This window comes from Pseudomonas sp. DF5 (genome assembly GCF_058148225.1).
On record NZ_JBYVYM010000010.1, the window covers coordinates 47,721 to 60,861 of the forward strand.

Annotated in this window: 11 protein-coding genes; 2 read left to right on the top strand and 9 right to left on the bottom strand. The window is 61.5% G+C overall.

Annotated features, from left to right (window positions below; all coding sequences use genetic code 11):
* Positions 1 to 45 precede the first annotated feature (45 nt).
* From peaD to peaA, 4 genes are all read right to left on the bottom strand, one after another.
* Entirely contained in the window at positions 46 to 1,164 is a 1,119-nt protein-coding gene (gene peaD / locus AC30D7_RS11400; RefSeq protein WP_490134126.1) for a quinohemoprotein amine dehydrogenase subunit beta, read from the bottom strand.
* Between the two features lie 23 nt (positions 1,165 to 1,187).
* A complete protein-coding gene (gene qhpC, locus AC30D7_RS11405) occupies positions 1,188 to 1,511 on the bottom strand; it encodes a quinohemoprotein amine dehydrogenase subunit gamma (RefSeq protein ID WP_007971075.1) in 324 nt (107 codons plus the stop codon).
* Position 1,512: 1 nt separating this feature from the next.
* Positions 1,513 to 2,943, bottom strand: a complete 1,431-nt coding sequence (gene peaB, locus AC30D7_RS11410) for a quinohemoprotein amine dehydrogenase maturation protein (RefSeq protein WP_490134127.1) — start codon at positions 2,941 to 2,943, stop codon at positions 1,513 to 1,515.
* Positions 2,944 to 3,024: 81 nt separating this feature from the next.
* Positions 3,025 to 4,605 (bottom strand): quinohemoprotein amine dehydrogenase subunit alpha, encoded by a 1,581-nt coding sequence (gene peaA / locus AC30D7_RS11415; protein WP_490134128.1) that lies wholly within the window; start codon positions 4,603 to 4,605, stop codon positions 3,025 to 3,027.
* A gap of 346 nt (positions 4,606 to 4,951) precedes the next feature.
* Here peaA and AC30D7_RS11420 point away from each other — a divergent pair, with 346 nt between their 5' ends.
* Entirely contained in the window at positions 4,952 to 5,308 is a 357-nt protein-coding gene (locus AC30D7_RS11420; protein WP_490134129.1) for a hypothetical protein, read from the top strand.
* A gap of 48 nt (positions 5,309 to 5,356) precedes the next feature.
* Here the strand turns inward: AC30D7_RS11420 and AC30D7_RS11425 are convergent, their stop codons facing one another.
* Positions 5,357 to 5,611 (bottom strand): DUF1652 domain-containing protein, encoded by a 255-nt coding sequence (locus tag AC30D7_RS11425; RefSeq protein WP_490134130.1) that lies wholly within the window; start codon positions 5,609 to 5,611, stop codon positions 5,357 to 5,359.
* A 283-nt stretch (positions 5,612 to 5,894) separates the two neighbouring features.
* Between AC30D7_RS11425 and AC30D7_RS11430 the strand changes: the two genes are divergently transcribed.
* On the top strand, positions 5,895 to 7,385 hold the full coding sequence (locus AC30D7_RS11430; protein WP_490134131.1) for an aldehyde dehydrogenase family protein: 1,491 nt from the start codon (positions 5,895 to 5,897) through the stop codon (positions 7,383 to 7,385).
* A gap of 112 nt (positions 7,386 to 7,497) precedes the next feature.
* Here AC30D7_RS11430 and qhpG read toward each other — a convergent pair whose 3' ends face one another.
* Genes qhpG through AC30D7_RS11450 form a run of 4 tightly spaced genes read right to left on the bottom strand, consistent with a single transcriptional unit; the run spans position 7,498 to position 13,079 of the window.
* Positions 7,498 to 8,793: a flavin-dependent monooxygenase QhpG gene (gene qhpG / locus AC30D7_RS11435; protein ID WP_490134132.1), complete on the bottom strand. Its 1,296-nt coding sequence runs from the start codon at positions 8,791 to 8,793 to the stop codon at positions 7,498 to 7,500.
* On the bottom strand, positions 8,790 to 9,467 hold the full coding sequence (gene qhpE, locus AC30D7_RS11440) for a subtilisin-like serine protease QhpE (protein WP_490134133.1): 678 nt from the start codon (positions 9,465 to 9,467) through the stop codon (positions 8,790 to 8,792). Before qhpE ends, qhpG begins: the two co-directional genes overlap by 4 nt.
* The gene (locus tag AC30D7_RS11445) at positions 9,457 to 11,175 is read right to left on the bottom strand and encodes an ABC transporter ATP-binding protein (RefSeq protein WP_490134134.1); all 1,719 of its coding nucleotides are present in this window, start codon (positions 11,173 to 11,175) and stop codon (positions 9,457 to 9,459) included. Before AC30D7_RS11445 ends, qhpE begins: the two co-directional genes overlap by 11 nt.
* Positions 11,175 to 13,079, bottom strand: a complete 1,905-nt coding sequence (locus AC30D7_RS11450; RefSeq protein ID WP_490134135.1) for a sigma-54-dependent Fis family transcriptional regulator — start codon at positions 13,077 to 13,079, stop codon at positions 11,175 to 11,177. Before AC30D7_RS11450 ends, AC30D7_RS11445 begins: the two co-directional genes overlap by 1 nt.
* Between the last annotated feature and the right edge of the window lie 62 nt (positions 13,080 to 13,141).

Below are 13,141 nucleotides of genomic sequence, written 5' to 3' on the forward strand. Positions count from 1 at the left end.
GTGGGAGCGGGCTTGCTCGCGAAGGCGTCCGCTCAGGCAGCACAATTACCGAACAAACACCTGCGCCGTGGTAATCGCCATATCCCCACCCGGCAACTTGACGCTGCCGATCTGTTTCAGGCTGTCAGCATCGAAAATCGCCACATCGTTGAACGTCCCGGCCAGGTAGATCTTGCTGCCGTCCTTGTTGAAGGAAATGCAGTAGTAGGAGTGATCGAGCGTCGCCGCCTGCAGCATTTTCTTCTGCTTGATGTCGTACTTGGCCAAGCGATTGAGCACGCCGAACATCAGGTTCGGATCCTTGGGCGAGCGCATGCCGCTGAAGTAGATTTCCGTCAGCGGGCCGAAGTCGGTGGTTTCGGTCTTGCCGGTTTTCAGGTCGATGCTGAACAGCCCGTAGAGGTTCTCGGCGGTGGCCGGGTCCTGCTTCTTGTCCTTGAATTTCGCGGCGGTGTAGAGCAGCGAGAAATCATGACGATAGGTCTGCTGGTTCCACACGTAGAGTACATCCGGTGCGCTGTAGTTGGCCCGTTTCCAGTGACGGCTGGGGATCAGTACGTCGAACTTTCCGGTGTTCACGTTAACCTTGTAAACGTCGGCCCCCGCCACATACAACGTGCCGTCGTCGCCGCTCTGCATGATGGTCAACTGCCGTGGTGCCGGGAAACTGCGCACGGGTTTGGCGTCCATGCCGGCGTTGGTCGCATACACATCGAGACGCGGTTGCTGCACCTCGTAGCGATCGTTGAGCATCAGCGTCGGGTTGGCGATGGTGAACAGTTCCTTGCCGTCATGGCTGAGGGTGAAGGCGAACATCGAGCGTGCCTTCTCCCCCGGTTTCTGGGTGATGCTGGCGTGGAATACCTGTTTGCAACTGTCCAGCTCGACGCCGTAGACATCCGCGTAGTGGTTGTTCAATACGTAAGCCGTCTTGCGATCCGGCGACAGCTGCACGGTGCCAGGGCCGAAGGCATCCGGCATTTTGCAGGTCTTGAACAACGTGTCCGTCGCCAGGTCGATGACGTGCAGATTGTTCGGGTAATTGGTGGTCAACATGTACTCGTGACCATCTTGCAAAGCGGTGTTTTCATCGGCCAGAACGGTGAGCGAGCAGACGTTCAGGGCGGCAAACGCGGCGAGGCCGCAAGCTTTAATAGGAAGCATGCTGGAATCCTTCATCAGTCCGATCATTTGTCTTTTGGAAAGACAGTGCCGAGGTTGCGCCAGTTTTCGTTGGACGCCTGGGCATCCTTGTTCCAGTCCGGGTAGGTGCTCATCATGTCCGGCACCTGGGCCGGCCACCAGCACGGGTCGGAGCAGCCATACAGGTCCGCTTCCATCGGCTGACACAAGGACGACACACCACCAAAGGCGTCGATCTCCCAACCCGGGTCGGTGGTCGAGGCGCAGCCGGCGACGGAACTCATCGCCACCACTTCTTCGATGCGGTTTTCATCCGCGGCCTGATCCAGCTTCAATGCTTTGTTATTGATTGCCTTGAGATGTTTCATATCAGTGAGCCTTGCGCGGAGTGATGTAGCTGCTGATGAACGCAGGGTTATTGGCCATGATCCGGGTGTAGACCTCGATGCCGAAATCCACCCAGTCACGCATCAGTTCGCAGTAGTGATAGGTCGGGTGCGTCGGGTCGCCGTAACGGGCGTAGCTCTCGTGATAGCAGCCGCCGGAGCAGAGGTTACGGATCTGGCAGTCCTCGCAACCGGTGTTGGTGCGGTCCAGGCGCTGTGAGAGGAAGTCGTTCAACTCCACCTGTTTCACACCGCTGTGGACGTTGCCGAAGGTCGGCAGGCTCGAACCGGTGAAGCGATGGCACAGGTTCAATTCGCCCTTGTGATCCACCGCCAGCATCTTCAGGCCCGCGCCGCATGGCAGGGCTTTTTTGTGGCCTTCATGGATGTCGGTGATCAGCTGGTGCAGATTGGAGAAACCGATGTTGCGGTGCTCCAGCGCCGCTTCCAGATACCGCCGACCGAGCTTTTTCATGTTGGCGAAAACTTCAATCAGTTCATCGCTGGACAGGTTGAAACTGCTGATATCGCCCGAAGTCACGGGAGCAAAACCGACCTCGGCAAATCCCAGTTCGTTGAACAGGTGATCCCAGATGGTTTCGACGTCGGTGACGCCGGTGGTCAGGGTCACCCGCGCGCCCACCGGACGGCTGTTGTAGCGCGACAGCAGCATTTCGGCCTTGCGCCGCACCACGTCGTAGGTGCCCTGCCCGCCCACGGTGATGCGGTTGCGGTCGTGCACGGTTTTCGGCCCGTCGATACTGACCGAGAGCCCGAAGCGATGGGCATTGAGGTAGTCCACGGTCTCTTCGGTGAGCAGCGTGGCGTTGGTGGTCATGACGAATTCGACGAACTTGCCCGCCTCGGCAAAGCGCTTTTCACAGTAGTCGACCATGTACTCGATCAACTTGCGATTGCTCAGCGGCTCGCCACCGAAGAACACCACGGTGAAGCGTTCTTCGTCCGGGGATTCGCGCAGCAGCATTTCCACCGACGCGATCGCGGTTTCGACGTCCATTTTCTTGCCGGCCGAGGGCTTGTCCAGGTCTTCCTTGTAGCAGTAGGTGCAGCTCAGATTGCAGCCGGTGTTGACGTTGAGCACCACGGTATTGATCGCGGTGCGCTCGACCCGTTTGGTGCCGATGTCCGGGGTCAGCGGCGAACCGTCGCTGACCAGTTCCAGCGAGATCAGCTCGCGCAGGGTCTCGGTGATTTCTTCGCCGTTGAAGCGTGTGGCCAAGCGCTGGATCAGGTCTTCCGAGGAACAGCCGGGACCGCGCAAGGTATCAATGATGGTGCCGGTCAGCTCATCGCTGGCGAACAGCGAACTGCTGGGAATGTGAAACAGCATGCGGTCGGCATCAACGTGCACTTCATGCAGATTACGCTCGACCAGATTCAAGATAGCGCCCATGGCAAACCTCCTGTGCAAGCCCCGTCTTACGGGGTCTGCGGTCATTCCAAAAAGTGTCTGAAACCGTATGGGTCAGCAAAATCACGGAATGGGTGGATTGTTCCAGCGTTGCACAGTGACGATCATGTGGCCTTCGCCGGTCAGGGATTTCCCTGCGTCGTCGACGGCGGCGATCACCTTGAGGTTGCCGGCATTGTTGGTGGACATTTTGCGCGCAGGGTTCGGCCCGGCATCGCCCGGTGTAAACACGCCCGCGTCGGCCTGCATGGTGCCGGCGAACTTGACGTCTTCGTCGTCCCTGGCGCGGTCGTCGAAGGCTTCGACTTTCCACTGCGCCGGGAACACGCCGATGCGATACGGCTTGCCGTCGGCGCCCTTGCCCCAGGCTTCGGCATCGAAGCGGCCCTGGACTTTCGGTGTAGAGCCACCGCCCTCGCCGATCCGCGCCACCGAGAATTCCGGCACCACTTTGACCGAGTCGATCTTGCTGTAGACCGACAGGCTCGGGCCTTTCAGGCTGCCAACAGTCACCGCGCGCAGGCCCGGTTGGGCATTGGCGGCGGCCTTGAGTTTGACCTTGATCCGGGCCGGACTTTGCTCGACGACTTCGAGCACTTCCACGCCTTTGCCGAAGTTCGGTTTGCCGGTGAGGCCACTGCCGACCAGCGTCACCTCTGTCTCGGCGCCCGCCTTCAGATAACCCGGCTGAACCGCCAGCAAACGCTGGGAACCCTGTTTGGCGGCGACGACGTCCAGACCGCGCTCGTCGTGCTCGGCCTCGAACATCCGCCCCTGCATGGCATTGCCTTGGGCGGCGAACACCTGGCGCATGATCACACCATCAATGGTCACGTTGCCGCGCCATTCGTAGCCGGTGTAGAGAATCGCGCTGCCGTCGCCGTTGAAGGGCGTGCCATCGGCGTATTGGCCTTTGACGTTGACCTTGAAGGTGTCGCTGCCATCAGCGGTAACGCTCATCACGCCGGCCAATTCACCTTTACCCGGCAAGTGGCCGCTGAAGCTCCAGTCGCCCACCAGCGCAGCGCTTTTCGGCGCGCTGCCCTGCCATTTTTTCCAGGCCGGGTTGTCCAGCGGATAACGCTTGGCCAGCAGTGGCACCATGTCTTTGCGGGCGATATCAAACCAGTCGCGATCACGGGCCAGCGCCTGGTATTCCAGCGACGGCCATTGGCCGAGGTGGAAGTTCACCAGACGCTCCCATTCCTGTGCCGGACGCCGTTGCAGGGCAACCCGCGCGCCGGAGTGGCAGCGACCGCACATCTGGCTGGTCTGGTCGTCAAACTTCTCGACGGTGTTGAGCCGCCGCTCCAGCGCATAACGCACACCATCGGTCTCGCTCGGCGCCAGGCCCTGAGTGTCGGCCAGGTATTTGACGAGTGTCCGGCGGTCGTCATCGCTGATCTGCAAACCGTGCATGGTCTGCATCCGGGCGATGCTCATCAGCCAGCCTTCCGGGGATTTGCGCTGGTGGCTGATGCGGCTCAGGGCGTTACCGGCTTCGGGGGTGTGACAGCCCTGACAGGTTTCCTTGAGGATGGTCTGGGCGTCGCGGGCTGCCAGGCTATGGGGTGAGTGCAGCGCCATACAGGCGGCTACTACCAGCAGACTGGCGCTCATGCCTGATCGGAGTTTTCTCTTCATCAACGTCGAACCTCGCACGGTGCTTTCTTATTGTTGTGGCTTATCGTTTTTATGGTTTCTGCCGTCGGCTTTGATCCGCTGACGGAGGCAAGCGAAACGTCTGCGATGAGCAATACACGGAGCGTGCCAGCTTAACGATCACTATCAAAATCAATCAGTTACGTTAAAACACTGGCCATTGAGCGCGTCTGAACGAGATCGCCCGCGTCTAATATCGCGACATCTGTTGCAGTGTGAGACAAGCATAGATGCTCCCGGCCGGAACACTTCATCGCCCAGCGATTGACGGTGCTCCAGTGCAGGCGCGAAATGAGGGTTCACCGATTGCCAGTCAGAGGGTAAGAACATGGCAAGCATAACTGTCCTGGCAGGGGACTTTCTGCAGGGTGATGGAGAATTCAGAGACGGCGTTTTCACACTCAGGACGTCGCTTCACCCGTGGCCCGGCATCACCCTCCCGCTCTCATTGTTCAGGAGCGTAGAAGTGGCTAACGAGGATTCGATCAACAACATCAAGGATGCTATCGGCTTCGGCGTGGCGGGAGCCATGTTGCTGGGGCCGATCAGCGCGATTGCCGGTTTCATGTTGGCAGGCAAGGAAACCGAAGTGACCTTCCTGGCCACACTCAAGGATGGAAGAAGGTTGCTGGCAGCTGTAGATAGCGACACGTTCGATGAGATTTCCCAAAAAATCCCGTCATGACACGACGGACGCACGCCGCACCACCGACGGGTGCGGCGTGACATCGGTTCAGCTGTAGAACGTCGGGTGAACGCCTTTGTGAGCCTCGATTTCCAACCGCATATCAGCCACCAGCGAAGCAATTGCATGGGGGCTGTCCAATGTCCACACCGGAATGTGAGCGGCCACCAGATCCACTTTGCCGGTCATGCAATCGCAGACCCGAATCGTCAGGGACTGGTCCGCCTCCATGCTGCAGGTGCACACGGCGGGCAGAAAACTTTGCTCGATGATGTTTTTGATTTCCAGGGGTGACAGGAACATCGCTACCTCCCTCACGCCAGATGGATGCCGGGCAAATGCTCCGTCATTTCACCCTTTAGCTTGAAAATTCTAGTCCTCAACAGCGAGTGTCTCAAGGCTGTGACAGGTTGTTCGTCGTCTCATCGGGCTGTCGCGATTTGCGACACCTCCAAGGGAGTCGTCTGGCTCCTCACATCACTCAAAACCCCGCCGGCGCTGGGCTTTCAGCCCCTTCCGGCACTTGGCACAGCCATTGCCAAACATTGAGCAAGCCCCGTTCTCACGCACAACAAGAGGTCTTGCCATGCCCCTTCCTTATCTGCTTCCCGCCACCTCGGCGTTCATCCAGCGCGCACCGCGCATGCTCATCGGTGGTGACTGGGTCGAGGCCGCCGACGGCCAAACCATGCCCCTCCACAACCCGGCCACCGGCGAGGTGCTGTGCACGGTGCCACGGGCCACGCCCGAGGATGTCGACCGCGCGGTACTTGCCGCCCGTCAGGCTTTCGACGATTCGGCCTGGACCCGCACTCGCCCTAGGGAGCGGCAAAACCTGCTGTGGAAACTCGCCGACCTGGTGCAGCGCGACGCCGAACTGCTGGCGCAACTCGAATGCCTGAACAACGGTAAAAGCGCGGCCGTGGCCCAAGTGATGGATGTGCAACTGTCCATCGACTTCCTGCGCTACATGGCCGGTTGGGCGACCAAGATCGAAGGCTCCAGCGTTGAAGTGTCGCTGCCGCTGATGCCCAACGACCAGTTCCACAGTTTCATCCGTCGCGAAGCGGTGGGCGTGGTCGGCGCCATCGTCGCCTGGAACTTCCCGCTGTTGCTGGCCTGTTGGAAACTCGGCCCGGCCCTGGCCACCGGTTGCACCGTGGTGCTCAAACCCGCCGACGAAACCCCGCTGACCGCCCTGAAACTCGCCGAACTGGTGCTGGAAGCCGGTTACCCCGAGGGCGTGTTCAACGTGGTCACCGGCACCGGCATCACCGCGGGCTCCGCCCTGACCCACAACCCGCTGGTCGACAAACTGACCTTCACCGGATCCACCGCCGTGGGCAAGCAGATCGGCAAAATCGCCATGGACTCCATGACCCGGGTCACCCTGGAACTGGGCGGCAAGTCGCCGACCATCGTCATGGCCGATGCCGACCTGAAGACCGCCGCCGCGGGTGCAGCCAGTGCGATTTTCTTCAACCAGGGCCAGGTCTGCTGCGCCGGCTCCCGGCTGTATGTGCAGCGCAAGCATTTCGACAATGTGGTCGCAGACATCAGCGACATTGCCAACGCCATGAAGCTGGGCAATGGCCTGGACCCGAGTGTCGAAATGGGCCCGCTGATCTCGGCGCGTCAACAGGAACGGGTTTACCGCTACATCGAAATGGGTCGGGAAAGCGGCGCGACCATCGCCTGCGGCGGTGAGCAATTCGGGCCGGGGTATTTCGTCAAACCGACGGTGATTGTCGATGTCGATCAACAGCATTCATTGGTGCAGGAGGAGATCTTCGGCCCGGTGCTGGTGGCGATTCCGTTCGACGACGAGGCCGATGCGCTACGCATGGCCAATGACAGCCCTTATGGGCTGGGAGCGAGTATCTGGTCGAATGATCTGGCGGCGGTGCACCGGATGATTCCTCGAATCAAATCAGGTTCGGTGTGGGTCAACTGTCACAGCGCACTGGACCCGGCGCTGCCGTTTGGCGGCTACAAGATGTCGGGGGTCGGGCGCGAGATGGGGTATGCGGCGATCGAGCATTACACCGAGTTGAAGTCGGTGTTGATCAAGCTCTGATCAGCGGCGTTCTTCAGGCCGCCTTCGCGGGCAAGCCTCGCTCCTACACAGGGGCGTAATCCTGTAGGAGCGAGGCTTGCCCGCGAAGGGGCCAGACCGTCCATAATAAATCTCAGGGCTTGAACCCCTGACTCAACAACCATCCGCGAACCATCCTCCCCTGCTCCACCGTCAGCCCGGCCAACACCTGCTCGGCCGGCTCGCTGCGCAACCGTCGCACCAACGGCGCCAGCTCAACCCCTTGCACATGCCAGATCCCCAGCGGCTGATCCGCCGTGATCACCACCTCGGCCTCATCCACAAATCCATCGCGTAACACCGGCGCTCGCTCAATTCTCAGCGAGGAGAAATCCGCCTCGGCATGGGCCTCTTGTGCATCCGGCCATTGCCGTCGCGCCTGCCAGAACGGCTGATCCGCCCAGCGCTGCTCATCGGCATAAAAGTCCCGGCCAATCCGCGCAAAACGCAAAAACAACTGCTCGACCCGCTGCTGATGAAAACGCTGCGCCAACAATGCCCGCTCTGGCTTGCGCAACAATGTGTTGATCACCGTCGGTGCCTGCAACGCCGAAGACAATGATTGAAAGATGCCGTTGCCCGACAGCGGATCCACCGCCATCGCCGCATCACCGACCCGAATCCAGTGATCGCCGCACACCTGTGACGACAGAATCGCCGTGCTGCTACGCGCATGCAGCTGCAAATCGGTTTCCGCTTCGCTGGCAAAAAACGCCCGAGCCACCGCCGAAGCCTGGCGCCGCTGGCGGCAGTAATCGAGCAACAGCGCCTTGCCCGGCAACTCGGCACTGGCCACGTCGATCGTCCATTGCCAATAGCATTGACCGTCGGCCCGCCGCGCCATCCAGGCCCAACCGTCCTCAAGGCTTTCCACCGCGCTGGCGGTGGTACCCGGCGCACCTTGCCAGCGATTGAGCAAGCTGAGCGTCTCCGGCCCGCGCCGGCCTTTGCCGAGGGCCGGCGCCTGGCGTCCGCGGGCCTCCACCAGAAAATCCGCGACCAGCGCTTCGCGCCCTTCAATATCGATTCGATGCCCCGCAGCCGACGACTGCACCGTCAGTACCCGGCCTTCGATCAGCTCGACACCGGCCAGCCGCAAATCCTCGCGCAAGCCTCGATCAAAGCTCGGGCGATCCAGTAAAAATTCGATGTTCTGCGCATGCTGCTGACCGTTCCAGGACACCTGCCGTTGGGAAGGCACCGTCGCATCCGCCAACGCTCGATGCAGCCCCGCACCACGCAACGCATCCAGCACCCGTACGGAAACTCCTTCCAGCGCCGCAAACCGCCGCCACTCACTGACCAGCGTCACGGCGTACCCGAGCCGTCGCAGCCCCAGGGCCACCGCCGCTCCCGCAGGCCCGGCGCCAAGAATGACAATCGCGTTCATGCGCCAGAGCGCCGTTCAGGGCCACGATAACGGGCATTCTCCCGCAGCCAATCGACCACCTGTTCGTTGCTCGCCTCGGGGCTTGCAACGAGGAAGCTCGCAATGTGCCCGCTCAATGCCGCACAGCCGAGGCTCGCGCCGGACTGCCCCGGGTAGGTGCCGTGAACACACGCGGCGAAGTCCGCCTGGGCGCTATTGAGCCACGACCATTCCTGCTCGGCGCAACGGGCATCACCGGTGACCCGCAGCACCTGCGGATAATTGGCCGGAAACACCCCTTCGCCCTGAGCCGGGCTGGATGCACAGAGCAACACGCCTCGCGCCACCGCTGCCGCACAGGCTTCACGCAACAGGCTGCGATCCTGCCGCAAACCGAGGCTCAGATTGATCAACCGCACATCCTGCGCCACCAGCCAATCGATGGCCGTGGCGATCTGCAAGGCGCTGGTGACCCCACGCTGGTCGAACACCTGGGCCACACAAAAAACCGCCGAAGGTGCCCGTCGGCCGATGGCCTCGATCACTGCGCTACCGTGGCCAAGCGGATCATCGCGTAACTCACTTTCCGCCAGCCCATCCTCCAGCAGCGAGAACCGCCGACCGGCAACCACTTGCACCCGTTGCGCTGCCGAGTGACCGCTGTCCACCACGCCAATCCGCAACTCAGGCTTCATGCTGCACCGTTTTTGAGGTGAGCACGCCATCCAGCAATTCAAAGCGCAGATCGGCATCGGCCAGGGTCGAGGGACGATGGCTGATCAGAATCCGTGTACGCCCGGCGAACAGTCGGTCGATCGCCTCGATCACTTCGCGCTCGGTGGCTTCGTCGACCGCCGAGGTCGCTTCGTCCAGCACCAGAATCAGCGGGTCCTGCAACAGCGCCCGGGCAATGGCGATGCGTTGTTTCTGCCCGCCGGACAACTGCTGGCCGCGTTCGCCCAAAGGGCTGTCGAGGCCTTCGGGTAAAGACTCGATCAGGCTGTCGAGTTGCGCCAGTCGCGCGACTTCGGCAATCGCTTCGCGACTGGCGTCCGGCACGGCGTAGGCCAGGTTGTCGGCGAGGCTGCCGCGAAACAAGACGATGTCCTGGCTGACCACGGCAATCCGCCGACGCAGCTGGAACAGGTCCAGTTCCCGCAGATCGACCTCACCGAGCAACACCCGACCGGACTGTGGATCGTGGTGCCGCTGCAACAGGTCTATCAGGGTCGACTTACCGACACCGGAGCCGCCGCTCAGGGCGACTTTCAAACCGTAGGGAATGCGCGCCTCGATACCACGCAAAGTCGTCGGGCGACCGGGATGGCTGAAGTGCACGTCGTCAAAACGCAACTCGCCAGAGGACGGCATCGGCTGTGGCGCAACCGGCGTGAGGATGGTCGGTTCTTCACCGCGCAACTCCATGACTCGCCCAAGACTGACGGTCATCCGTTGAATCGCAACGTAAAGCCCGAGCAGGCTCTGAACCGGGCCGACCGCCATGCCCAGATAGGTCGAAAACGCGATCAGCGCACCCAATTGCCAAGTCCCTTGCACCACCCAATAACCGCCAATCAAAAACGCACAGGCCCGCGACAGCGAGGTCAGCGTGCCGGGCACCGCTTGGGTGAAAAACTCGGTGACTTGCAGGCGCAACAACTGGCTCATATACCCTTGGCCCAACCCCTCCAGCCGCCGCGCTTCACGCTGTTGCTGACCGGCGGACTGGATGAACTTCATCACCGGCAAGGTCTCGACCATGAACGAGGACATGTCCGCCGAACGCTCGCGCAATTGCCGCACATCGCGCTCGACCTTGCGCCGCATCCAGCGCAGCCAGAGTACGTCGAGCGGAATCAGCACCAAAGCCAGCAGCGAGAGTTTCCATGACAGGGTTACCAGCATCGCCACCGCAACCACCAGACCGATCACGCTCGACACCGCAGAGAACAGCGAATCCACGGCAAAACGCTGGATCTCCGCGACATCGCCATCGAGGCGCGACATCAGATCGCCGATGCGCCGCTGGCCGTAGAAACCCGGCGAGAGCGTCTGCAAATGCCGATAAAGGTCATCACGCAGGGCGAACAGAATCCGACCGGACAGGCGCGTGTGCAGGTAACGATTGATGCCCGACAGTGCAGTGCCCAACAACCCGGCGACGATCATCAACCCGGCGATCAACACCAGCATTGGAAAGTTGCGTGCCAGCAGGCCGTCGTCGATCAGCAGTTTGGTCAGCCAAGGCTGCACCAATACCAGCGACGAGGCACAGACCGACAACCCGAGCAGCCCGGCAATCGCCAGCCGATGGGGGCGCACGAAGCTGTACAGCCAGCGCAACGCCGCTTGCAGGGCGGCGGGGTTCTGGCTGTCGATCAGCCGCACGATCAGGCGCTGCATCACGAGCGCAACTGTTTGAGCTTGCGGTACAGGGTCGCGCGGCTGATGCCCAAGGCATCGGCGGCGGCCGAGACGTTGCCTTGGTGAGTGTCCAGGGACTGTCGGATCAGCTCCAGTTCGTGCTCACGAATACTGCCGCTCCGGGGACGTTCGCCGGCTGTCAATTCGTCGAGCATGCTGTCGGGCAAATGGTCGAGGGTAAGCACAGTTTCTCCCGGCTCGCGCATGGCCAGCGCGGTGCGCAACACCATTTCCAGTTGGCGGATGTTGCCCGGCCAATGATAGCCGTCGAGCAAGCGACTCAGATCGTCATGCAGGACCACCGTCGGCGCATCGAGTTTGGCCAGTAAACGCCCGACCAGGCCGCTGAAATCGTCGCGCTCGCGCAGGGCCGGGAGCATCACGCTGATGCCGTTGACCCGGTAGAACAGGTCTTCACGGAAGTGTTTGTCTTCCACCAGACGCTTGAGGTCGCGGTGGGTGGCGCAGATCAGCGCGACGTCGATGTCTTGCTCTTCGCCGGCACCCAGCGGCGCGACTTTGCGGTCCTGTAGCACGCGCAAGAGCCTGGCTTGCAGGGCCAGTGGCATGTCGCCGATTTCGTCGAGAAACAAGGTGCCGCCGTGGGCCTGTTGCAGACGACCGATCATGCCGCCACGACGGGAGCCGGTGAACGCGCCTTCGCGGTAGCCGAACAGTTCCGACTCGATCAGGCCTTCAGGAATGGCCGCGCAGTTCACCGCGATGAAAGGTTTGTCGCACCGCGCTCCTGCCATGTGCAGCGCCCGGGCAACGACTTCTTTACCGGTACCGGTTTCGCCCAGCAGCAACACCGGCAGTTCATTGGCCAGGCCTTGGCGGGCCATGCGCAAGGCCCGGGCATAACGGGTGTTACTGCCGGCCAGTGATTCAAGATCCGGGGGTGACTTGGCGGTTTTGGCTGGGGTGCGCGCCGGGCTGCTGACGTTGATCGACCGCTGCGGTGCGCGCAGGGTTTTGTAGAAGAATTCGCCTTTGGCGGTTTGCAGACTGCCGACGCCCCCCTGATGCAGACGCGACAACAGTTGCAGACCATCGACACCCAGAAACTCTTCGCAGCGCCGACCGACCAGCGCCGAGCGTTCGGCATGCAGCAACTGGCAGGCCTGGGCACTGACCGCGAGAATTTGCCCGCCGAGGCTCACCGCCAGCAAGCCCTGCCAAGGGGATTCGAGGTATTGCCGACGGCTGTGGAAGGCCAGCACGATCTGGTCCGGATAACTGGCGTTGAATACGCGACTTTCGATCTGGCTGACAGCCATGGCCAGCAGCGCGGTGCTGTCGTGAACGCGGCCGAGCGGGCCTTCGCGGGTCAGGTCGAGCACGCCGAGGATGTCGCCTTGCGGGCAATAAATCGGCACTGAGGTGCAGGAAAAATCGGTCAGACGATCGAGATAATGCTCGCCGCAATCGATCATCGTCGGCCGGGCTTCCACCAGCGCGGTGCCCAGCGCATTGGTGCCGCGAGCGGCTTCGCTCCAGCAGGCGCCAAGGGTAATGTCTTGCAGGCCGCTGCCCTTGAGACGGTCGGCGCGCCCTTCGACGGCGAGGATGGTGGCGTCGGAATTGGCGAGGATGATCAGCCCTTCCTTGCCCTGACGTTCGGCCAGATAGTCGATGGCCGGCATCGCCGCATCGATCAACAAGCGATTGCTCGCCAGCAGCACGTCGAGGCTCGCGCTCGATTCCAGCGCCAGCTCATGCTTGGCATTGAAATGCACGCCATGGCTGAGGCTGCGCCGCCACGACGCATCGATTTCCGCACGCAACACCCCATCGGGGACGGCGCCTTCGAGATGCAGCTTTTCCCGTGCCAGCCTGGCTTCGCGGTGCAATGTGGGATGGGTTGTTTTTATTAGCGTCATCAAGCGCTCCGGATCGGTCCGCCCTGCGCTTTTTTAAGATCAGCGCCCTGCCGCAATCTTTA